The following is a 20,916-nucleotide window of genomic DNA, read 5'->3' as shown; positions in this document are numbered from 1 at the left end:
GGCCCGCGGCACACGACAGGAGCCCGCAATGGTGGTTAGGGAACAGCTGGCCGCGATGGTGGCCACGGCGTCGGACGGCGCGGTGACGGCCAAGGAGGCGCTCGCCGCGACGGTCCCGCTGTCGGCGCTGGGGGTCACGTCCCTGGCGCAGATGCGGTTGATCGACGCGGTGGAGACCGAGTTCGGGGTCGAGATCGACCTGTCGGGCGACGGGTTCGACCTGCTGGACGACCTGGACGCGCTGGAGCGCTACATCGCCGGGGCCGGACGCACCGGCTCCTGAACACCTCGCGGACGTGCTCGGCACGTCTCGAACGGGAGAGGCACATGGACATCCGGTTCTCGGGGAGCCGATCGGACACGGCGCCGCTGACCTGGGGGCAGCGGGCCATCTGGGACACGATCCAGAAGACGGCGCCGGACGACCACTACTTCAACTTCGGCCGCGTGCTCGCCGTGCCCAGGCGGGCCCGGCCGCTCACCGTGGAGCGGGCCGCCGCGGCCCTGGGTGCGCTGGTGGAGCGGCACGAGTCGCTGCGGACCAGGCTGGGGGCGGGGCCGTCCCAGGTGCTGGGGACCTCCGGCGCCATCCCGGCCACCGTGTCGGCCGGTGATCCGGACCGGCTGCTGGAGGCGCTGGCGGCCAGGGCCTTCGACTACGGGGACGAGTGGCCGCTCCGGGTCGGCCTCGTGGTCGCCGACGGGACAGTCACCCACATCGTGCTCGTCTTCTGCCACCTGGCGGCCGACGGCCTCGGCGCCGAGGCGGCGATCACGGATCTGCGGCTGCTGCTGCTCCGCGGGGCCGTACCCGGGCCGCCGCCGCCCTCGCCGCTGGAGCTGGCCCGCTGGCAGCGGTCGGAGCGGGGGCTGAAGGTCGCCCGGACCGCCGCCGAGCACTGGGAGGACGGCTACCGGCGGATCCCGCCGACCATGTTCGACCGGCCCGTGGCCGTGCCGGAGAGCCCGCCCATCCGGCGGGCGCGGATCGTCTCCCGGGCGATGGACCTGGCCGTCCAGCGGATCGCCGCCGTACACGGCGCGAGCACCTCGACCGTGCTGCTGGCCGGCGCGTCCGTGCTGGTCGGGGCCGTGACCGGGCACGACGTGTGCGCGATGCTGCCGATCGTGGGCAACCGCTTCCGCGGCGACACCGCGAACGCGGTCACCACCCTCTCCCAGGAGGGCCTGTTCGTGCTGGACCTGCGCGGCGGCGCCGCCTTCGCCGACCTGCTGCGGGCGGCCAAGCCGGCCGCGCTGCGCGCCTACCGCTCCGCCTACCACGACCCGGGCGACCGGGACCGGCTGACCGCCCGGATCAGCCGGGAACGGGGCACCGGGATCCACCCCTACTGCTGCTTCAACGACATGCGCTTCATCGACCGGGTGGACGCCTCCCACGACGAGCGGACGGTACGGCAGGCGATGGACGAGACGGCCCTGACCTGGCCGCTCAGCCAGGAGCGGCTCAACTGCCGGTTCTGCCTGCACGTGACCGGCGAGCCCGGCGGGCTGGGCGTCTCGCTGACCGCCGACACCCGCTACCTGCCCCGGCCGGCCATGGAACGCTACCTGCGCGACATGGAGTCGCTGCTGGTGGAGGCGGCGTTCCGCGAGGTGCTGGAGCCGGTGGGATGACGGTCTACGCCTACGCCGAGGCCACCTCCTGCGTCCAGGGCGGCACGCTCGGCTTCCACCTCGCCCGCGCCTCCCGGGCCCCGCTGCGCGGCTCGGTCCTGGTGGAGGACGTCTGCGCGGACACGGCCGTGTCCGACGCGGAGTTCAGCGGGCCGCTGTGGACGCTCGACGTCCCCGCGGACCTGCCGAGCTCGCTCTACCGGGCGGTGTTCACCGCCGACGACGACGTCTCCGAGGTCTACTTCGCGGTGCGGGCCGCCCGCCCGCGCTCGCCGATCCTGCTGTCGATCCCGTTCCCGACCTGGCAGGCGTACAACCGGGCGGGCATCCCCGGCGAGTCCATCTACTGGACCGAGCAGGCCGGCCGGGCCTCGCGGGTCTCCTTCGACCGGCCCGGCGGCGGCCCGCCGCCCGAGCGCTGGGAGGAGGGGATGCTGCGCTGGCTCGGCCCGGCCGGATACGAGGTGGACTACTGCTCGGGGCTGGACCTGCACGACGGCTCGGCGCTCCTGTCGGGCTACCGGCTGCTGGTGGTCAACGGCCACGACGAGTACTGGACGGCGGGGATGCGCGACAGCGTCGAGGAGTTCGTCCGCCGGGGCGGCAACCTGGCGGTGTTCTCCGGCAACACCTGCTGGTGGCAGTTCCGGCTGGAGGACGGCGGGCGGACCATGGTCTGCTACCGCGACGCGGTCACCGACCCGATGGCCGCCGTGGAGCCCGGGCTCACCACGGTCGAGTGGTCCAGCGCGCCGGTGAACCGGCCGGAGAACACGCTGACGGGGGTCAGCTTCCGGCGCGGCGCCGGGACCTGGGGACCGTACATGAAGCTGATGCACGAGGAGTCCTACACCACCCGGTTCCCCGAGCACTGGGTCTTCGACGGGACCGGGCTGGGCGAGGGCGACAAGTTCGGCCGGGGCGCCATCGGCTACGAGACCGACGCCTGCGACTTCACCGAGGTGGACGGCGTCCCGGTGGCCACCGGCCGCGACGGCACCCCGCCGTCCTTCGTCGTCCTCGCCACCGCCGACCTGCGCCACTGGCACCGCTACGGCCAGGGCGGCATGGCCACCATGGGCGTCTTCGGCCTCGGCGCCGGGACGGTGTTCACCGCCTCCACCGTGAACTGGGGCAACACCCTGCACGACCCCGCCGTGGACCGGATCACCCGTAACGTGCTGGACCGGCTGTCACGCCCGTCCGCCGGGTGGGAGGCCATCGGCCCCGAGTGCTCCCTGCGGGCGCTGACCGCGTGCGACTCCCAGCTCTACGGCGTGGGCGAGGACGGCTCGCTGTACCGCAGGGAGGTCTCCGGCCAGAACCTGCGCTGGCGCCGGGTGGGCTCCGGCGGCGGCGTCGTGGCCATGGCCACCCCGCGTGAGGCGTCCACCACCAGGTCCATCGGCCTGTACGGCCTGACCGGCGACGGCCGGCTCGTCTACCGCGACTCCGATCTCGCCTCCCCCTGGACCGTGCTCGGCCAGGCGCCTTCCGGCGGGGTCGGGCTGGCCCTGGTGGACGGCGACCTGTGGGCCGCCACCGCCGACGGCGGCCTGTGGCGGCTGCCTCCGGAGACCTCCGAGTGGATCCTGGTCGGCAGCGGCACCGACGCCACCGCGCTCACCTCCATGAACGGCCGCCTCTACATCGCCGACGTGGCGGGCCGCGTCCGCACGCGCCTGCCGGTGGCGGCGCCCGCCGAGTGGAGCGACCTGTGCGGGGCGGGCGGCTGTACCGTCCTCACCGCCCACGCCGGCCGGCTGATCGGCACCGCCCCCGGCCACCTCCTCCGCTGGCGCGTCCCGGTCCCCGACCTGTAGCGGAAGGCGCGGCTCAAGGTCCGGGAAGGCGGGGCCGGGTCCGGGAAGGCGGGGCCGGCGCCCGAGCCCGGGGCCGGAGGGAGGGCGCGGCCCGGAAGCCCGGAAGCTCAGAAGGAGGCGGGGCCGTACACGGCGGAGGCGGCCCCGGTGGTCATGGCCCAGTAGCGGTCGCCGTAGGACCAGTGCCACCACTCGGTGGGGTAGTTGACCAGGCCGGCGGCCGTCAGGGCGGTGCCGAGGAGCCGGCGGTGGTGGCGGGCCTCGGACGACAGGCCGGGGGCGTCGGTGTAGCAGGCGCCCCCGCTCTGCTCGGGGGTGGCGTTGAGCGGGGTGCCCATGTCGAGCTCGTCCCCGTCGTCGGTGCACAGGGTCAGGTCCACCGCCGCCCCCGCGGTGTGCGGGGCGACCTCGACCGGTGAGACGTAACGGCTCGCCGCCACGCAGATCTCCTCGGGCGACATCTCCGGGAACACCACCCGCAGCTCCGCCGAGTATTCCTCGAAGATCCGCTGCTGCATCGCCAGCGGCCGGTAGCCCTCCACGACCAGCAGCCGGTAGCCCGGCGGGAGCTGCGCCTGCGCGCCCTCCAGCCGGGTCAGCAGCCCCTGCCGCAGGTGGGCGAAGGCCCCCTCGGAGTCGGCCAGCCGCCTGTCCACCCGCAGCCGTCCGCGCACGTCGGCCAGCCGCTCCCCGGACTCTTCGACGGGGATCGCGGCGACCCGGGGGTCGGAGATCAGCACGATGTCTCGCATAGCGGTAATTCTCACACCGTTTGCGAGAATACCTGTTCGCGGGCCTGCTCCAGGGCCGAGACCAGGGCGCCGCGCAGCACCGGGTTGCCCTGGACCCGCGTCGTCACGACCCTCGGCTGGCTGGGGCAGACCCTGGCCACGGCCTCCTCGACCCTGGCCGCGAGCGCGCTCCCGCCGGCCCGGCCGACGTCGCCGCCGAGCACGATCAGCGCGGGGTCCAGGACCACGGCCACCGCCGCCACGCCGACCGCCAGCCGCCCGGCCAACTCGTCGAGGAAGCCGTCCGATCCGTCGGCGACGGCCGTACGGACGTGGTCGCCGGGCGAGTCGCCGGCGACGCCGTGCGCGCCCGCCAGGCCGGCCACGGCGTCGCCGCCGACCAGGCGCTGGAACGAGCCGGACTGGGGTTCGCCCACGTCGGTGGGGAGCGGCTCCCCGGGGACCGGGAGCCAGCCGATCTCCCCCGCGCCGCCGGTGAAGCCGCGGTGCAGGCGCCCGCCGAGCATGACTCCCAGTCCCTGGCCGACGCCCGCCCACACGAGCACGAAGTCGTCCATGCCCTCGGCCGCGCCGTGGCAGCGCTCGGCCAGCGCGGCCAGGTTCACGTCGTTCTCGATCGTCACGGGGACGTTGAGGTCGTGGCGGAGCCCGGCGAGCACGCCCTCGTGCCAGGAGGGCAGGTCGAAGGAGAAGCGGACGTCGCCGGTCCGGGGGTCGACGACGCCCCGGGTGCCGATCACGAAGGCGCGCAGGCCGGTCATCGGGATGCCCGCCGACGCGCACGCCTTCTCCACGGCGCTGTGCACGAGCCGGACCGGGTCGTCGTGGCCGTTGGGGTCCACCGAGATCTCGGCGACGGTCTCGCCGGTGATGTCGGCCACCCCGGCGCTGATCCGGTCCGGCAGCACGTCGAGTCCCACGACGTAGGCGCACGAGGGCACGACGCCGTACAGCGCGGCGTTGGGCCCGCGCCCGCCGGCCTGCTCGCCGACCACCGCGACGAGGTCGCGGTCCTCCAGCCTGGCCAGCAACTGGCCCGCCGTCACCTTGGAGAGACCTGTGTGTTCTCCCAGCTCAGCTCGGGTGAGTGGGCCGCTGGACAGCAGGAGCTCCAGCGCCGCGCGGTCATTGAGCTGGCGCAGCAGCCGGGGCGTCCCCGGGCGTCTGGACAAGACTGCTCCCCCCCGTCACGATCCGCTAACGATCGTTTCTTTTAAGAAAGTTTCTTGTTAGTTTAGCCCTAGTCAGCCCGCAGGCAAGAGTGACAGCAGGCTGCGGGATGTCAGAGCGCCGACCGTGAGGAGGCGCCTTCGACCAGGTGTGGCGGGGCATGGGGACCGCGCCGGCACCCGAAGCGCGACCCCGACGCGAAGCCGGGAAGGGAGAACCCCGAAGTGAAAATCACGAAGATCGCGGTTACGACTGCTACCACCGCCGCCCTGGCCCTGGGCCTCGCCGCATGTGGCTCCGCCAGCGAGCCCGCCAAGAGCGCCGACCCGCAGGCCGGCGCCTCCACCGCGGCCTCCGGTCCGAAATACGCCGGCCAGACCCTGACCGTGTGGCGTCTCGGTGACAGCAACCCGGCCGCCCAGAAATACATGGACGACCTGAACGCGGCCTTCGAGAAGGAGTCCGGCGCCAAGATCAAGCTTGAGTGGATCCCGTGGCCCCAGGTGAACGACAAGTTCACCGCCGCCGCCGCGGGCGGCGCCGGCCCGGACGTCACCGAGATCGGCAACGACCAGGTACCGCTCTGGCAGAGCCAGGAGGCCCTCGCCCCGGTCACCCCGCTGGTCGAGGCCGGCGACCAGGCCGAGATCCCGAAGAACCTGCTCGGCCTGGAGACCATCGACAACGAGGTCTACGCCCTGCCTTGGGGCGCCGGCTCCCGCGCGGTGCTCTACCGCAAGGACTGGTTCAAGGAGCTCGACATCGAGGTCCCCAAGACCTGGGACGAGCTGGTCGCCGCGGCCAAGAAGATCCAGGCGGAGAAGGGCAAGGACGTCGACGGCTTCGCCTTCAACGGTGGCTCCGACGCCAACCACCTGCTCGGCGCGTTCGCCTGGTCCGAGGGCGGCGAGTACGCCCTCAAGGAGGGCGACAAGTGGGTCGGCAAGGTGACCGACCCCAAGTTCAAGGCCGGCTTCGCCACCTACACGGGCCTGGTCACCGACGGCCTGTCCGGTAAGTCGCGTCTCACCCAGAACACGGTGGACATCCGCAAGCGCTTCGCCAACAACAAGGTCGGCATGTACCTGACCGCCGGCTGGGACCTGCCCGGCATCGAGGTGGACAGCAAGGGCAAGCTGAAGGCCGACAAGCTGGCCTTCTTCCCGCTGCCGGCCAAGTCCGGCGGCGAGGCCCCGTCCTTCTTCGGCGGCAACGACATCGCCATCTGGGACAGCGCCAAGAACAAGGAACTCGCGGCCGAGTACCTGAAGATGGCCACCAACAAGGAGTGGGCGGGCCGTTACGCCACCGAGGGCGGCCTGCTGCCGATCTACCCCGAGGCGCTGGCGAAGCTGAGCTCGGACCCGGCGCTGGCCCCGTTCGCGGCGGCCTTCGCCAAGGCCAAGGCCTTCCCGGCCGACTCCAACTGGACCGAGGCCAACGAGACCAAGGCCGTGCTGCAGAACGCCGCGCGCTCCGTCATCGAGGGCAAGGCCACCGCTGACGAGGCGCTCAGCAAGGCCAACGGGGAAATCGAAGAGATCCTGAACCAGTAGTCACATGACGAACACGTCTACGATCGCCCGGGGCGGGGGCAACCCCCCCGCCCCGGGGCGGCGCCGTCACAGCCCGCAACGCCCCGCCAAGGCCAGCGGGCTCCCTCCGTGGGTCATCCCGTACGCCCTGCTCGTGCCCGGCCTCATGGTGATCGCCGGACTGCTGCTCTACCCGCTGTTCCAGATGATCGTCATCTCGTTCCAGAAGGTGGGCATCCCCCAGATCAACGGCAAGAAGCCGGCCGACTGGGTGGGCTGGGACAACTACACCAAGGTGCTGGACAACGAGATCTTCTGGTCCTCGCTCCGCAACACCGTCGTGTTCGCCGCCATCACGGTGACCCTGACGCTGGTCCTCGGGACCGCGGTGGGCGCGCTGCTCAACAAGCTCGGCAAGAAGATGTCCACGTTCGTGGTCGTCGGCATCATGTCCGCCTGGGCGGTACCGCCGGTCGCCCAGGGCGTCATCTGGCGCTGGCTCTTCGACGCCGACGCCGGAATGATCAACTGGGTGCTCAACCTGCTCCCGGACTGGCTGTCCAGCCTGCTGTTCGGGCGGTCCGACTGGACCGGCGAGCCCTGGCTCAACGACGCGGTCACCATCTATCTCGTGCTGATCGTCTGCGTGGTCTGGGCCTCGTTCCCGTTCATCGCGGTGTCGGTGCTGGCCGGCCTCAAGGGCATCCCCACCGAGCTCTACGAGGCGGCGAGGGTCGACGGCTCCGGCCCCTGGCGGACCTTCAGGAAGATCACCCTGCCGCTGCTCAAGCCGGTGTTCTCGGTGCTGACGATCCTGTCCATCATCTGGAACTTCAAGGTCTTCAGCCAGCTCTACGTGCTGATGAACGGTCCGACCAACCGTGAGGCGTTCAACCTGTCCATGTTCTCCTTCGCCGAGGCCTTCCGCAGCCCGCCGAAGATGGGCACCGGTGCGGCGATCGCGGTGATCCTCACCCTGCTGCTGCTGGTCGTCACCGCCGTCTATGTCCGGCAGATCGTGAAGACGGAGGAGATGTGATGACTCCGATCGCACGCAAGCGCCTCACGAAGGCCGCGCTCAACGCCGCCGGCGTCCTGGTCTTCATATTCGCGGTCTTCCCCGTCTACTGGATGGTCTCGACCTCCTTCAAGACCAACGACCAGATCTTCACGACGGACTTCATCCCGTTCCCCACGGAGTTCACCCTCGAACACCTGGACCGGGTCCTCAGCGAGGGCGTGGCCGGCAACTCCATCTGGCTCTACATGCGCAACAGCGCGATCGTGGCCCTGGGCACCGTGCTCATCGGCGCCGTCTTCGCGCTGCTGGCGGCCACCGCCATCGCCCGCTTCAGGTTCAGGGGCCGCGCCGGCTTCCTGGTCCTGCTGCTCATCGTCCAGATGATCCCGGCCGAGGCCCTGCTCATCCCGCTCTTCCTCAACGTCAAGCGGCTCGGCCTCTACGACCAGCTGCTGGGCCTGATCGTCATCAACGTCGGCCTGACCCTCCCCTTCGGCATCTGGATGCTGCGCACGTTCGTCGCCGCGGTGCCCAAATCCCTGGAGGAGGCCGCCTGGATCGACGGCGCCAGCCGGTTCACGACCTTCTGGAAGGTCCTGTTCCCGCTGGTGGCCCCCGGCCTGGTGGCGACGAGCATCTTCTCGTTCATCACCGCCTGGAACGAGCTGATCTTCGCGCTCATCCTGATGTCGGACTCCTCGGGCTACACGATGCCCGTCGCGCTGCAGTTCTTCTTCGGGCAGCGGGGCACCGACTGGGGCGCCATCATGGCCGGCTCCACGATGATGACGATCCCCGTCGTCGTCTTCTTCCTCCTGGTGCAGCGACGGATGGTCACCGGCCTCGTCTCGGGCGCCGTCAAGGGCTAACCCCTCCTGGGGCTGGTACGGCTCCGCACCCACAAGGCGCGAGCCGTACCAGCCCTGTCTCATATTCGACACCCCCTAACCTCAGGTAAGGAATCAGGTAGCGCCATGTCTGAGCTCATCGCGGACTCCAGCGATCAGGGGCTGCGTCGTCTCGCGGCCGGCACGTTGCTCGTCGCCTTCCAGGGCACCACCGCCCCTGAATGGGTGCTCCGGGACCTGCAGAACGGTCTCGGCGGCGTCACCCTCTTCGGTTTCAACGTCGCGGACCCCGCCCAGCTGTCCGGGCTGACCGCCCGCCTGCGCGAGGCCGGCGACCCGGTCATCTCACTGGACGAGGAGGGCGGCGACGTCACCCGCCTCGACTACCACGTGGGCAGCCCCTACCCCGGCAACGCCGCCCTCGGCGCCGTCGACGACGTCGAGCTGACCCGGCGCGTCTACCGCTCCATCGGCGACGACCTGGCCCGGTGCGGCGTCAACCTCGACATGGCGCCGTCCGCCGACGTGAACACCGCCGACGACAACCCGGTGATCGGCACCCGCTCGTTCGGGCCGGACACCGCGCTGGTCGCCCGGCACACCGTCGCCGCGGTCCACGGCCTCCAGGCGGCCGGCGTGGCCGCCTGCGTCAAGCACTTCCCCGGCCACGGCGCCACCCGCCAGGACTCCCACCTGGAGGTCCCGCTCGTCGACGCCTCCCTCGAACTGCTGCGGGAGCGCGAGCTCGTGCCCTTCCGCGCCGCGATCGACGCCGGGACCAGGTCCATCATGACCGCGCACGTCCGCGTCCCGGCCCTGACCGGCACCGCCCCGGCCACGCTGTCGACCGCCGCCCTGACCGGTCTGCTCCGCGGCGAACTGGGCTACGACGGCGTGATCGTCTCCGACGCCCTCGACATGAAGGCCGTCACCGACGCCTACGGCCTGGCCGGCGGCTCGGTGCTCTCACTGGCCGCCGGGGCCGACCTGCTCTGCCTCGGCCCGCTGCCGACCGAGGAGGACGTCCACCGGATCATCGCCGAGATCGTCGCCGCGGTCGGGGACGGCCGGCTGCCGCGGGCCCGGCTGGAGGCGGCGGCCGAGCGGGTGGAGCGCCTGCGCGCCTGGTTCGGCATGCCCCGCGCGGGTCAGGCGGAGGAGAACCTGATCGGCCTGGCCGCCGCCCGCCGCGCGATCAGCCTCACCGGCTCGGCGTCCCCACTGGTCGACCCGCTGGTGGTGGAGGTGGACACCCCGCCGACCATCGCCGTCGGCGACGTTCCGTGGGGTTTCGCGCCCCTGCTGCCGCAGGCGGAGATCCTCCGGGTCAAGCCCGAGGCCGCGGACGTCCCGGGCATCCTGGAGCGTGCCATCGGCCGTTCCCTGATCGTCGTGGTCAAGGACGCCCACCGCTACGAGTCCAGCAAGTCGGTGGTCTCCGCGCTGCTGAGCGCCCGCCCCGACGCCACGGTGGTCGAGATGGGCCTGCCGATCTGGCGGCCCGAGGGCGTCACCTACCTCGCCACGTACGGCGCCGCCCGCGCCAACGCCCAGGCGGCCGCCGAGCTGCTCGGCGTCTGATCCGCCGGTCACATGCCGGTACGGCCCGCACCCGGGAGGACCCCCCTGGGCGCGGGCCGTACTGTTGCGTGGTCAGGTCGCGGCCAGCAGGCCGTGGTGGCGGGCAGCCGCCTGGATCTCCTCCCTGAGCGCGGCGGGCGGGCGGTGGCCGAACCGCTCCAGGTAGGCGGCCAGGTGTGCGGGGTCCTCACGCAGGAACGGGAAGTCGGTGGCGACCATGTGCCGGACCGCCAGCAGCGGGACCGGGCTGCCCAGCGGCCGGAACCCGGGGTTCCAGAGCCCGGCCTTGGGCGGCGGGCCGGGGTAGAACTCCCCGATCATCAGTCCCTCGGAGACGTAACGCGACTTGAGCGCCTCCTGGGCGGCGTCGATCACCTCGGCCGCCCCGGCCTCGGACAGGTCGGGGAAGAGCACCAGGATGGTCCGGTACTGCGGGGACACCCCGGGCGGCGAGACCAGCCGGAGGAACCAGTCCCGGTAGCCGTCGAGCACCTCGGCCGCCTCGGCGCCGTCCGGCGTTCCGGGATGGACGCCCAGGTAGAAGGTGCCCCGCTCCAGCGACGTCTGGGCGTATGGGCAGACCGGGCCCTTCCTGCCGAGATCGCCGTGGGGGCGGCACAGATACTCCCGCGCCCAGGCGACGATCTCCCCGAGGGCCGCGCCGTACCGCCTGACCAGCTCGTGGCCGCCGTCCAGGTCGGAGGTCTCGACCAGCAGGCGGGTGGGGTCCGCGGGATCGGTCAGCATCGTGCTCCGCCCTTCCGGGTGCTCCGCCGTACGGCGGCCAGCGCCGCGGCGCCCGCCGCGGTCCCGGCCCAGCGCAGGATCGCGTCCTGGCGCCGGGCGCGGGTGAGGGCGTCCGCGTACGGGATGGTCGTGTGCGAGATCATCGTGTAGAGCGGGACCCAGCGGCCGGGCAGGAGCCGGGCGAGCAGCAGGTCCGCCTTCTTGCGCGCGAGGTGGAGCGGGGAGCGGAGCCGCTCGCGCAGCTCCACGAAGTTCTGCCTGGACAGCTCGTCCAGCACGTCGGTGTGCGGCTTGCGCAGGCGCTGGTACTCGGCGAAGGCCCTGCCGAGGTCATCGGGGTGGGCGCCGACGCAGCGGTCGAGGACCGTGCAGTCCTCCAGCGCCGCGTTCATGCCCTGGCCGTAGAAGGGGTAGACCGCGTGACAGGCGTCGCCGATGAGGGCGACCCTGTCCCGGTAGTGCCAGAGCGAGGTGCGGATCGACACCAGATGCCCGACGGGATGCTCGGCGTACTCCTTGGCCAGGTGGGGCATGAGCTCGATCGCGTCGGGGAAGCGCTCCCGGAAGAACGCCTCCGGGTCGGCGATCTCCGCGAACCGCCCGGCCGGCAGGAAGAGCGTGCCGGTGAGGGAGTTGTCCCGGTTGGGGTGGGCGACGATGAGGGCGTCCTGGCCGGGCCACACGTGCAGGGCCTCCAGCCTGGCCCTGGCCGACCCGTCGTCGGCGGCGGGGATCGTCAGCTCCTTGTACCCCCACTCCAGGAACTCCTGGTGGTGGTCCACCCTGAGCCCCTGCTGCATATGGGTGCGGACCTGCGAGAACGCGCCGTCCGCGCCGATCACCGCGGTGCCGGGGACGGTGAGCGCGGCCCCGGTGTCCTCCTCGACGAGATGGACGACCGCCGCCTCGCGGTCGAGGCCGACCAGCCGGTGCCGGAAGTGGAAGCTCACCCCGGGCAGGGTCTCGGCGTGGTCGATCAGCGTGGTGATCAGGTCCCGGCGCAGCACCGAGTGGAGGATCTCCCCCTCGTGCGCGCCGTAGGGCTGGAACGGCGCCCCGCCGCCGCGCAGGTGGATGGCCCGGCCCCGCATCGGCACGGTGAGCGGCCACAACGTCCCCATCAGCCCGATGCCGTCGAGCGCCTTGATCCCCCGGGCGGACAGGCCGAGGTTGATCGACCTGCTCTCGTCCTCGTCGAGCAGGCGGGGGTCGGCCCGCCGCTCGTAGACGTCCACCTGGAAGCCGCGCCCGGCGAGGTGGCAGGCCAGCAGCGTCCCCGCCGGGCCCGCCCCGACGATGATGATCCGGCGCCTCATCCGTCCTCCCCACGGGTCCGGGCCGCGTCCGCGCCTGTCTCCGGGGTCCGCTCCGCCCCGGATTCCGGGGTCCGCTCCGCGTCTGTCTCCGGGGTCCGCTCCGCCCCGGGCAGGCGGGCGACGAGCAGTTCGCTGGGGCCGTCGATCGCGTGCCGCTCGATCCGGCCGAACCCGGCCTCGGCCAGCCATCCGGCGACCTCGTCGAAGGAGTAGATCCGGCCGCCCTGGGTGACGGCGAGGTTGAGGCTGAAGGCCCGGGTGAACGCCTCGGCCACCGGTGGCGTGCCCTCGGGCAGATCCGCGAAGGGCTCCAGGATCAGCACCGTGCCGCCGGGACGCAGCGCGGCGGCGACCCGCGCCAGCAGCGCGCGGTTGCCCGGCCCGTCGAAGCCGTGGCAGAGGTTGAACAGCAGCGCCGTGTCGTGGCCGGCGCCGAGGTCGGCCCGGGCCACGTCGCCCGGGACCGCCGTGACGCGGCCGCCCAGCCCGGCCCGCTCGATCCTGGCCCGGCCGCCCCGCAGCGCCTCCGGCAGGTCCACGATCGTCGCGGTGAGCCGGGGATGGGCCTGGCAGAAGGCGATGCTGTAGCGGGCGTGGCCGCCGCCGACGTCGAGCAGCCGCTCCCCCGGGTCGGGCGCGGCCGCGGCGACCAGCGGCGCGAGCCCGGTGGCCATCCCGTCCAGCATGGCCTGGAACTCGCGCAGCGTCCGCGGCCGGCTCTCCAGCCACCCGTAGAAGTCGGCCTGGGGACGGCCGGTGCGGACGGTCTCCTCCAGCCCGTCCCAGAGCTCGCCCAGCAGGTCCTGCCAGAAGGCCAGCGCCGGGGCGTAGCTCCACGGGCTCCGCCGGTCCAGCACGGCCGCCATCGGGCTGGCGGCGTAGCGCCGGTCGGGCAGCCGGTCGAGGTAGCCGAAGGAGACGAGCGCGTCCAGCAGGACGGGCAGGGCGCCGGCGTCCGTGCCCGTCCGGGCCGCCAGCTCGGTCACGGGCAGCGGCCCGTCCAGGAGTGCCTCGAAGACCCCCAGCCGCTGGGCGGCGCCGGCCGCCCGGAACGCCATCGTCCCGATCAGATCGAGATGCGGCCCGGGTGCCTGGTCACGGAGTTCGTCAGGGTCGAGATACAACGGCATCGCTGTCTCCTTGCGCGATGTGAACGCCTTGCGCGACGTCGGGGTGCTCGGTCTCGGCCTCCGGACCCGCGCCCTCCTCCCGCCCCGGGGGGCGGGCGGTGGCGGCGTCGTCGTCCGGCGGTGAACGTGCGGGATCGGTCTTGGCGGGGACGGGCTCCGGCGGGTGCACGTCCTCGGCGTCGGGGAGCTCGGACTCCACGTTGCGGAAACGGGGCCGGAGGTAGGCGAGCGGGGCGAGCAGGAGCAGGCCCAGCCCGGTGAGGAGGAAGACGGCCGCCAGACCCCGGCCGGTGCCGGCGCCTATCACGCTGCCGAGGGTGCCGGCGAGCGCCCCGTCGGGGGCCATCATCGGTTCGAGGACGTGGTCGGCGAGGGGGCCGGCGGCCAGGTAGGTCAGGACGGTGGCGGCCTGGGTGAGCGTGCGGACCGTGCTGAGGACGCGGCCCAGCGCCGCCGGGTCCGTCTTGAGCTGCAGCACGGTCATCCCGACGCCCTGCACGAACGGGAGCGTGAACAGGAACGCCGGCGCCACCACCGCGATCAGCCACGGCGACGGGGCGAGGCTGTGCAGGGTCAGCAGCACCCCGCCGAGGGCCACCGACACCGCGATGCCGCGCATCCGGCGCCGGGGTCCGCCCCAGGCGCTCAGCACGAGACCCCCGGCGAAGACGCCCGCGCCACCGGCGAACATCAGCGCGCCCAGCACCGCCGGCGACCCGAACGACAGGATCAGCGGCTGGACCAGCACCCCGGACATCCCGAAGAACAGGTTGTAGGCCGCCAGCACCATGACGAGCTGGAACAGTCCGGGCCTGGCCCGCAGGTGCCGCCAGCCGTGGAGCAGGTCCCGGCGGAGCGGCTCGGGCGGGGTCGCGGCGCCCGGCCGGGTGACCTCCGGCGGCAGCCGTACGGCGAACATGACCACCCGGGTGACCAGGAACGTCGCCAGGTCGACCACGACCACGCCGGTGACCCCGACCGTCACCAGCAGCGTCCCCGCCAGCAGCGGGGCGGCGATCTTGACCGAGTCGGCCACCTGCATCAGGCCGTTGGCCCGGCCGAGGTGCCGCTGCGGCATGATCAGCGGCATCATCGAGTGGTAGGCGGCCATGTGGAAGGTGCCGAAGACCGAACCGGCCACCGTGATCGCGTAGACGTGCCAGACCTCCAGCGCGCCGGAGGCCAGCAGCACCGCCAGCACCCCGGTCACCGCGGCGGCCCCGGCGTCGGCCGCCATCAGCAGCCGCCGGCGGTCCCACCGGTCGGCCGCCGCCCCGGCCACCGGCGACAGCAGCACCTCGGGCAGGACCGCGCAGAGCATGATCAGCACGAACTCGGTGGCCGAGCCGTTCTTCTGGTAGACCCAGACGCCCAGCACGAACCCGGTCAGGCTCGACCCGATGATGGACAGGAGCTGCGCCGCCCAGATCACCACGAACCGGCGGATACCGTCACGCACGGCGGGCCCCCGCGAGGACTCCGGCGCCGATGTAGTGGTCGAGATACCGGCCGAGCAGGGCTCCGTCGGCGGGCGGGCAGACCAGCCCCGCCCCGGCGAGCGTCTCCTCGGTGGCCGAGCAGTCGAAGGACGGCCCGCCGGGCCCCTCGTGGTCGGCGACGAACGCCGGGTAGAGGGCGATCGGCAGGTCGTCCCCGACCGCCAGCCGGTCGCGGACCAGCCGACGCCACCGCCCGCCGGGCACGAGCCGCACCGGGAAGCCCCGCTCGCGCAGGCCCTCGGCCAGCTCCGCCGAGTTCAGGACGCGCGGATTGTAGTAGTGGAAGTCCCCGGTGGCGCGGCTCCGGGCCAGGTGCACGATCGCCGCGGCGACGTGGTCGACCGGTGCCATGTCGAGCCGTTCCCCGTCGGGCACCGAGCCCAGGAGCGCGCAGGTGGCGAAGAGCCTGCCGAGGAAGTCGCCGGGCGCGGACCGGCCGGTGCGGCTGTCGGCGGAGACGCGGGCGGGCCGGTGGATCGCGATCGGGAGCCCGGTCCGCCGGGCGGCGCCGGCCAGCCGGTCGGCCACCCATTTGCTCTGGTCGTAGCCGAGGTGGAGCAGGTCCGGGTCGGGCAGCGGGTCGCCTTCCCTGACCGTGCGCTCGCCCGGGGTCAGGTGGACGCCGAGCGTCGAGACCAGGTGGACCGGGGTGGTGATCCGGCCGCGCGCCGCCAGGCGCAGGATCTCCAGGACGCCGTCCACGTTGGCCGCCCGCAGCCGCCGGTAGGGCAGGGCGAAGTTGACCAGGGCGCCGTTGTGCACGATGAGGTCGGCCGAGTCGGCCAGCTCGGCGGAGCGTCCGGGCGGCAGGCCGAGCCCGGGGGCGCCGAGGTCGCCGCGCTCCGGGACGATCCGGCCGGCGAACCGGTCCTCCCAGAGGCCGTGGCGCTCAAGGTTGCCGCGCAGCCGCCCGACCGGGTCGTCGCCCCTGACCAGGCAGTGGATCTCGGCCTCGGTGGCGCGCAGCAGACCGGCCAGGAGGTAGGCGCCGAGGAACCCGGAGGCGCCGGTGAGCAGCACCCGTTCCGGTGGCCCGTCCGGGACCGGTGCCCCGGTGCGGGCGATGTCGCCGGGCAGGACCGCCTCGGCGCGCAGGTCCACCGCCTCGTCCGGCCGGCCGTCCACGACGGCCGCCAGCTCGGCCAGGTCCGCGGTGGCGAACAGCGCGGTCATCGGGACCGTGACCCCCAGCCCGGCGGCGATCCCGGAGACGATCCGCGGCGCCAGCAGCGAGTGGCCGCCCAGGTCGAAGAAGTTGTCCCGGCGGCCCGGCTCGACCTTGAGCACCTCGGCCCAGACCGCCGCGAGCGCCCGCTCGGTGCCCTCTCTCGGCGGCTCGTACGGCGGGGCGTCGCCGTCCCGGTCCGGCTCCGGCAGGGCCCGGAAGTCGATCTTCCCGTGCGAGGTGAGGGGCAGGGCCGCGAGCATGACGACGGCGCCGGGGATCATGTAGCCGGGGAGCCGGTCGGCGAGGAAGGCCCGCAGGGCCGCCGTGGTGAGCGGCTCGCCCACCAGGTAGGCGACCAGCCGCCGGGCCCCGGCGACGACCACGGCCTCGCGGACGCCGGGATGGGCCAGGCAGGCCGCCTCGACCTCGCCCGGCTCGATCCGGTTGCCGTTGACCTTCACCTGCCGGTCGGTCCGGCCGAGGAACTCCAGGTTCCCGCCGGACCGGACCCTGGCCAGGTCGCCGGTGGCGTACATCCTGGCCCCCGGACGGGGCGAGAAGGGGTCGGGCAGGAAGCGTCCGGCGGTCAGGCCCGGGCGGCCGAGATAGCCGTGGGCCAGGCACTCGCCGCCGATGTGCACCTCGCCCGGCACGCCGATCGGGGCCGGGTTGCCGTGCCGGTCGAGCACGTAGACGCGGGTGTGCGGCAGCGCGGTCCCGATCGGCAGGTGCGTGGCCGCGCCCAGCTCCGACCCGTCGACCGTCCGGTAGGCGGTGGCGCAGACGGTCGCCTCGGTGGGGCCGTAGTGGTTGTGGAAGGCGACCCGGCCGCCGGTCAGCCCGGCCCAGGCCCGCAGGCGCTCCAGCGGGACGCCCTCGCCGCCGACCATCATCGTGGTGAGCGGGAACCCCGCGCCGCCGGCCCGCGCCCCGCCGTCACCGGCCTCCTCCAGGTGCTCGACCCACTGCTGCCACAGCGCCGAGGCGGTGTCGACCATGGTGATCGAGTGCTCGGCGCACAGGTCGACGAGCGCGGGGCCGGTGAGCGAGGCGGGGTCCGGGTGCAGCACCAGCGCCGCGCCGCTGATCAGCGCGGGGAAGACGTCTCCCGCCGAGGCGTCGAAGCTGAGCGGCGGGACCATGAGGACCCGCTCCCCCGGCCCGAACCCGTGCAGGTCCCGGAACGACCTGGCCAGGTGGGAGAGCGTGCGATGGCCGACGACCACGCCTTTGGGCCGTCCGGTGGATCCGGAGGTGTAGATCACGTAGGCGGCCTGGTCGGGATGCCTGACGGCCGGCTCCGGGACCGCCGCCCGCTCCGTCGTCCAGAAGGCGAGGTCGGCCCGGGTCACGATCGGCCCGGTGAACCCGGCGAACCCGGCCTCCTCCGCGATCACCACCGCCGCGCCGGAGTCCGCCAGCAGGTAGGCCAGCCGCTCGGCGGGCTGCGCCGGGTCCAGCGGCACGTAGGCGGCGCCCGCCTTCAGGATTCCCAGCAGCGCCACGACGGCCTCGGGCCCGGCGGTCAGCGCCAGCGCGACCCGCGCGCCCTGGCCGGCCGGCCCGGACGGCGCCGTCCGGGCCAGCAGCAGGCGGAGCCGGTCGGCGACGGCGGTGGCGGCCCGGTCGAGTCCGCCGTAGGTGAGGACCGTGCCGCCGGGACCGCCGGCCGTGCCGGGGGCGGCGGGGCGGGCAGGGGCATCGGAGGTCGCGGAGGCGCCGGCCGTGCCGGGGACGATGACGGCGGGGGCGTGGGGGGTCCGGGCGGCCTGCCGGGCGATCAGGTGGTCGAGCAGCAGCGCCCCGGTCTCCCAGGCGAGCTCCTCGGGGGGCTCGCCGAGGACGGCGGCGAGCTCGCCGGCGGGCAGGATCTCTAGCTCCGACAGGCGACGGCCCGGATCGGCGACGATCGACCGCAGCAACGTCTCGAAGTGGGCGGCCATCCGCTCCACCGTGGACCGGTCGAACAGGTCGGTGCTGTAGGTGAACATGAGCTGGACGTGGGTGGGGTAGACGACCACGTCCAGGGCGAGGTCGAACTTGGCGCCGGTCAGGCCCGACAGCACCGGCTCGGTGCGCAGGCCGTCGAGGGTGAGTGTCCCGCCGTCGGGGTTGCCCAGCATGAGCATCGTCTGGAACAGCGGCGTCCTGGCCGGGTCCCGGTCGAGCCGCAGCTCGCCCACCACCCGCTCGAACGGCACCGCGGCGTGGCCGTACATGGTGAAGGCGCGCCGCCGCACCCGCTTGAGCGTCTCGCGGAAGGTGGGGTCGCCGGCCAGGTCCGCGCGCAGGGCGAGGGTGTTGATGAAGATGCCGAAGACCGACTCGTACTCCTCGTGGTCACGGCCCGCGACGGGGGTGCCGACGCAGAAGTCCTCCTGCCCGGTGTAGCGGGACAGCAGCACCTGGTAGGCGGCCAGGACGGTCATGAACGGCGTGCACCGCTCGGCCCTGGCCAGCGCGGTGACCTCCTGCCACAGCTCCACCGGGATCCGGTGGACGGACAGGTCCCCGCCGGTGGTCCGCACGGCGGGGCGCGGCCGGTCGGCGGGCAGCTCCAGCACCGGCACCCCGTCGAGCTCCCGGAGCAGGCCGTCGAGCTCGGCCGGCCGCTCGCGCTGCAGGCGCGCGTAGTCGCGGTACTGCAGGGCGGGGGGCGGCAGCGGCGACGGCAGCCCGGCGGTGAAGGCCGCGTACAGCGCGGCCAGCTCGGCGAACAGCACCTGCTCGATCGACCAGGCGTCCCCGGCGATGTGGTGCACGACCAGCAGGAAGACGTGCTCACCGGGTCCGGTGCGCAGCAGGGCGGCCCGGAACAGGGGCCCCTCGGCCAGGTCGAAGGGCCGGTTGCTCCGCTCGGCGAGCAGCTCCCGCAGCCGCTCCCCGGCCGTCCCGGAGGGGTGGCCCCCGTCCCCGCCGGTCAGGTCGAGCCGTTCGATCTCCACCGGGGCCGGGTCCAGGACCACCGCGGCGGGGGCGCCGCCGGCCTCGGGGAAGACGGTCCGCAGCGACTCGTGCCTGGCGACGATCTCGCTCAGCGCCCGGGCCAGCGCGCCGGGGTCGAGCGGCCCGATGAGCCGCTCGCAGACGACCATGTTGTAGGTCCCGTCCCCGGGGGTGAGCCGGTCCAGGAACCACAGCCGCTCCTGGGCGTAGGAGAGCGCGCTCACGCGAGCCCTCCTCGCAGCCGCGTGACCTCCTCGGCCAGGCCGGCGATGGTGGGGTTGTCGAAGAAGACGTCGAGGGAGACCTCCACGCCCAGCCTGCGCCGGGTCCTGGCGATGATCTGGGTGATGGTCAGCGAGTGGCCGCCGAGGTCGTAGAGGTCCTCCTCCAGGCCGATGTCGTCGAGCCGGAGGATCTCCTGCCAGATCTCGCGCACCTGGGTGATCACGGGGTCCTCCCGCTCCGGGCTGTCGAGCACGGGGTCCGGGGCCGGGGGGGACAGGTCGGTCACTGGAGCTCCTCGTCGGATTCGTGGTGAGGCGGCGCCGGAAGGTCCGCGACCTTCGCGTACGGCTCGCCGGCGATGGCGCGCAGCAGGGCGCGCAGGTATCCCGCGACACGGGCCACGTCGTCGTGGCCGATCACCGCGGGGTCGAAGCGGAGGCCGAGGGTGAGGCTCAGGTCGCCGTCCACGGCCTGGACGTGCAGCGCGCGGCGGGCGGCGCCGTTGAAGACCGTCCACTCCACGCCGGTCCCGAGGCCGGGGAAGCTCGGCGCGGGCGCCCTCCTGCGGTAGCTGAGCAGCACGGGGGCGGAGGTCGCCGGCGGTGGCGCGTGCCGGAAGCGGTACAGCTCGCGCAGCTCGGCCTGGACCGCGCGCAGGTGGGCGGGGAGGTCCTCGCCGGGCCCCGGATGCGGGACGAACGGCACCCGCGCGACGAAGTTCCCGATGTGGTGCCGCGTCTGGTCGGTCCGGGTGCCGAGGTCGAGGGCGAGCGGCGAGCCGGTGGCGCCGTAGCGGCGCAGCAGCATGCCCAGCGCGGCCACGAGCAGTTCGAACCTGGTCGCGCCGAGGGCGGTGGCGGCGGCGGCGAAGGCCGCGAACTCCGCCCCGCCGAGCACCATCTCGACGATCTCGCCGGGACCGGTGCCGGCACCGCCGGTGCCGGCGCGCAGGCCGGGCAGGACGAGCCCGGCGGGCCGGTGGTCGCGCTCGGCCCAGAACGCCTCGGCGCCGTCGGCCGGGGGACGCTCGCCGTACGGCACGGCCAGCGGGGGCAGCGCGGCCCGCGAGAAGTAGGCGTCGGCCAGGTCGTGGAGCAGGAGGTCCTTGGAGCCGCCGTCGAACACCCGGCCGTGCGCCGTGAAGATCAGCCGGCTGCTCCGGCGTCCCAGCGTGACCAGCGTGAACCGGGCGAGCGGGCCCTGGTCCAGGTCGAACGGGCGGGTGACCTCGGCGGCGGCGACCTCCGGATAGCGCCGGTCGGACGTCTCGGTCCGGGCGACCCGGACCGGGCCGAGGACCGGGTGCCGCGCGGCGACGGCGGCGCACGCGCCGAGGAGCGCCGGGACGTCCAGGGGGCCGTTCAGGTGGAGCACCAGCGGGATCCCCCGCAGGTCGAAAGAGGCGTGCGACATCCTGTCCGTCTCCCTCGTGGGTGACTTCTCTTCGGGCAGGTGACGGGGGGCATGGGTCACCCCGGACAGACATTTATTAGGAAAGTTTCCTGTCTATTTACGCA

At 73.4% G+C, this 20,916-nt stretch carries 16 protein-coding genes; 7 read left to right on the top strand and 9 right to left on the bottom strand.

The features are described from left to right. The first annotated feature begins 28 nt into the window (after positions 1-28). The 3 genes from J2S55_RS02680 to J2S55_RS02670 are packed head-to-tail and all read left to right on the top strand — an operon-like array spanning position 29 to position 3,461. Positions 29-283 carry an acyl carrier protein gene (locus J2S55_RS02680; protein ID WP_306857016.1) on the top strand — a complete coding sequence of 85 codons (255 nt, stop codon included), beginning with the start codon at positions 29-31 and terminating at the stop codon, positions 281-283. 44 nt (positions 284-327) lie between these two features. Further along, positions 328-1,638 carry a condensation domain-containing protein gene (locus J2S55_RS02675; RefSeq protein ID WP_306857015.1) on the top strand — a complete coding sequence of 437 codons (1,311 nt, stop codon included), beginning with the start codon at positions 328-330 and terminating at the stop codon, positions 1,636-1,638. Continuing rightward, entirely contained in the window at positions 1,635-3,461 is a 1,827-nt protein-coding gene (locus J2S55_RS02670) for a N,N-dimethylformamidase beta subunit family domain-containing protein (RefSeq protein WP_306857014.1), read from the top strand. Before J2S55_RS02675 ends, J2S55_RS02670 begins: the two co-directional genes overlap by 4 nt. A 107-nt stretch (positions 3,462-3,568) precedes the next feature. Here J2S55_RS02670 and J2S55_RS02665 read toward each other — a convergent pair whose 3' ends face one another. Beyond that, positions 3,569-4,213 (bottom strand): M15 family metallopeptidase, encoded by a 645-nt coding sequence (locus J2S55_RS02665; RefSeq protein ID WP_306857012.1) that lies wholly within the window; start codon positions 4,211-4,213, stop codon positions 3,569-3,571. A gap of 11 nt (positions 4,214-4,224) precedes the next feature. After that, positions 4,225-5,385 carry an ROK family transcriptional regulator gene (locus tag J2S55_RS02660; protein ID WP_306857011.1) on the bottom strand — a complete coding sequence of 387 codons (1,161 nt, stop codon included), beginning with the start codon at positions 5,383-5,385 and terminating at the stop codon, positions 4,225-4,227. Positions 5,386-5,607: 222 nt separating this feature from the next. Between J2S55_RS02660 and J2S55_RS02655 the strand changes: the two genes are divergently transcribed. The 4 genes from J2S55_RS02655 to J2S55_RS02640 all read left to right on the top strand — a co-directional run bounded on the left by J2S55_RS02655 (position 5,608) and on the right by J2S55_RS02640 (position 10,368). After that, the gene (locus J2S55_RS02655) at positions 5,608-6,939 is read left to right on the top strand and encodes a sugar ABC transporter substrate-binding protein (RefSeq protein WP_306857009.1); all 1,332 of its coding nucleotides are present in this window, start codon (positions 5,608-5,610) and stop codon (positions 6,937-6,939) included. A gap of 4 nt (positions 6,940-6,943) precedes the next feature. Continuing rightward, positions 6,944-7,957 carry a carbohydrate ABC transporter permease gene (locus J2S55_RS02650; protein ID WP_306857008.1) on the top strand — a complete coding sequence of 338 codons (1,014 nt, stop codon included), beginning with the start codon at positions 6,944-6,946 and terminating at the stop codon, positions 7,955-7,957. Next, positions 7,957-8,808, top strand: a complete 852-nt coding sequence (locus J2S55_RS02645) for a carbohydrate ABC transporter permease (protein ID WP_306857007.1) — start codon at positions 7,957-7,959, stop codon at positions 8,806-8,808. Before J2S55_RS02650 ends, J2S55_RS02645 begins: the two co-directional genes overlap by 1 nt. 105 nt (positions 8,809-8,913) lie before the next feature. Then, positions 8,914-10,368, top strand: coding sequence for a glycoside hydrolase family 3 protein (locus J2S55_RS02640; RefSeq protein ID WP_306857006.1), 1,455 nt, complete (start codon positions 8,914-8,916; stop codon positions 10,366-10,368). 72 nt (positions 10,369-10,440) lie between these two features. On the opposite strand, the gene J2S55_RS02635 is transcribed toward J2S55_RS02640, so the two are convergent. From J2S55_RS02635 to J2S55_RS02605, 7 genes are read right to left on the bottom strand one after another with little or no spacing between them, the layout of a single operon-like run. Further along, positions 10,441-11,115, bottom strand: coding sequence for a DUF6875 domain-containing protein (locus tag J2S55_RS02635; RefSeq protein WP_306857005.1), 675 nt, complete (start codon positions 11,113-11,115; stop codon positions 10,441-10,443). Then, entirely contained in the window at positions 11,109-12,431 is a 1,323-nt protein-coding gene (locus J2S55_RS02630; protein ID WP_306857004.1) for an FAD-dependent oxidoreductase, read from the bottom strand. The genes J2S55_RS02635 and J2S55_RS02630 overlap by 7 nt, the downstream gene beginning before the upstream one ends. Beyond that, the gene (locus J2S55_RS02625) at positions 12,428-13,561 is read right to left on the bottom strand and encodes a methyltransferase (protein WP_306857002.1); all 1,134 of its coding nucleotides are present in this window, start codon (positions 13,559-13,561) and stop codon (positions 12,428-12,430) included. Before J2S55_RS02625 ends, J2S55_RS02630 begins: the two co-directional genes overlap by 4 nt. Then, positions 13,539-15,020 (bottom strand): MFS transporter, encoded by a 1,482-nt coding sequence (locus tag J2S55_RS02620; RefSeq protein ID WP_306857001.1) that lies wholly within the window; start codon positions 15,018-15,020, stop codon positions 13,539-13,541. The genes J2S55_RS02625 and J2S55_RS02620 overlap by 23 nt, the downstream gene beginning before the upstream one ends. Then, the gene (locus J2S55_RS02615; protein ID WP_306856999.1) at positions 15,013-19,398 is read right to left on the bottom strand and encodes a non-ribosomal peptide synthetase; all 4,386 of its coding nucleotides are present in this window, start codon (positions 19,396-19,398) and stop codon (positions 15,013-15,015) included. Before J2S55_RS02615 ends, J2S55_RS02620 begins: the two co-directional genes overlap by 8 nt. Beyond that, the gene (locus J2S55_RS02610; protein ID WP_306856998.1) at positions 19,395-19,685 is read right to left on the bottom strand and encodes a phosphopantetheine-binding protein; all 291 of its coding nucleotides are present in this window, start codon (positions 19,683-19,685) and stop codon (positions 19,395-19,397) included. The genes J2S55_RS02615 and J2S55_RS02610 overlap by 4 nt, the downstream gene beginning before the upstream one ends. Next, positions 19,682-20,812 carry a condensation domain-containing protein gene (locus tag J2S55_RS02605; RefSeq protein WP_306856997.1) on the bottom strand — a complete coding sequence of 377 codons (1,131 nt, stop codon included), beginning with the start codon at positions 20,810-20,812 and terminating at the stop codon, positions 19,682-19,684. The genes J2S55_RS02610 and J2S55_RS02605 overlap by 4 nt, the downstream gene beginning before the upstream one ends. Positions 20,813-20,916: the final 104 nt, after the last annotated feature.

Origin of the sequence: Streptosporangium brasiliense, from assembly GCF_030811595.1 — a bacterium.
Classification (GTDB): domain Bacteria; phylum Actinomycetota; class Actinomycetes; order Streptosporangiales; family Streptosporangiaceae; genus Streptosporangium; species Streptosporangium brasiliense.
This window is presented reverse-complemented; position numbering and strand designations above follow the sequence as displayed.

Coding starts and splice junctions, on each gene's coding strand:
- J2S55_RS02680 (WP_306857016.1), top strand. CDS start 29: ATGGTGGTTAGGGAACAGCTGGCCGCGATGGTGGCCACGGCGTCGGAC.
- J2S55_RS02635 (WP_306857005.1), bottom strand. CDS start 11,115: ATGCTGACCGATCCCGCGGACCCCACCCGCCTGCTGGTCGAGACCTCC.
- J2S55_RS02640 (WP_306857006.1), top strand. CDS start 8,914: ATGTCTGAGCTCATCGCGGACTCCAGCGATCAGGGGCTGCGTCGTCTC.
- J2S55_RS02670 (WP_306857014.1), top strand. CDS start 1,635: ATGACGGTCTACGCCTACGCCGAGGCCACCTCCTGCGTCCAGGGCGGC.
- J2S55_RS02605 (WP_306856997.1), bottom strand. CDS start 20,812: ATGTCGCACGCCTCTTTCGACCTGCGGGGGATCCCGCTGGTGCTCCAC.
- J2S55_RS02665 (WP_306857012.1), bottom strand. CDS start 4,213: ATGCGAGACATCGTGCTGATCTCCGACCCCCGGGTCGCCGCGATCCCC.
- J2S55_RS02625 (WP_306857002.1), bottom strand. CDS start 13,561: ATGCCGTTGTATCTCGACCCTGACGAACTCCGTGACCAGGCACCCGGG.
- J2S55_RS02675 (WP_306857015.1), top strand. CDS start 328: ATGGACATCCGGTTCTCGGGGAGCCGATCGGACACGGCGCCGCTGACC.
- J2S55_RS02650 (WP_306857008.1), top strand. CDS start 6,944: ATGACGAACACGTCTACGATCGCCCGGGGCGGGGGCAACCCCCCCGCC.
- J2S55_RS02630 (WP_306857004.1), bottom strand. CDS start 12,431: ATGAGGCGCCGGATCATCATCGTCGGGGCGGGCCCGGCGGGGACGCTG.
- J2S55_RS02645 (WP_306857007.1), top strand. CDS start 7,957: ATGACTCCGATCGCACGCAAGCGCCTCACGAAGGCCGCGCTCAACGCC.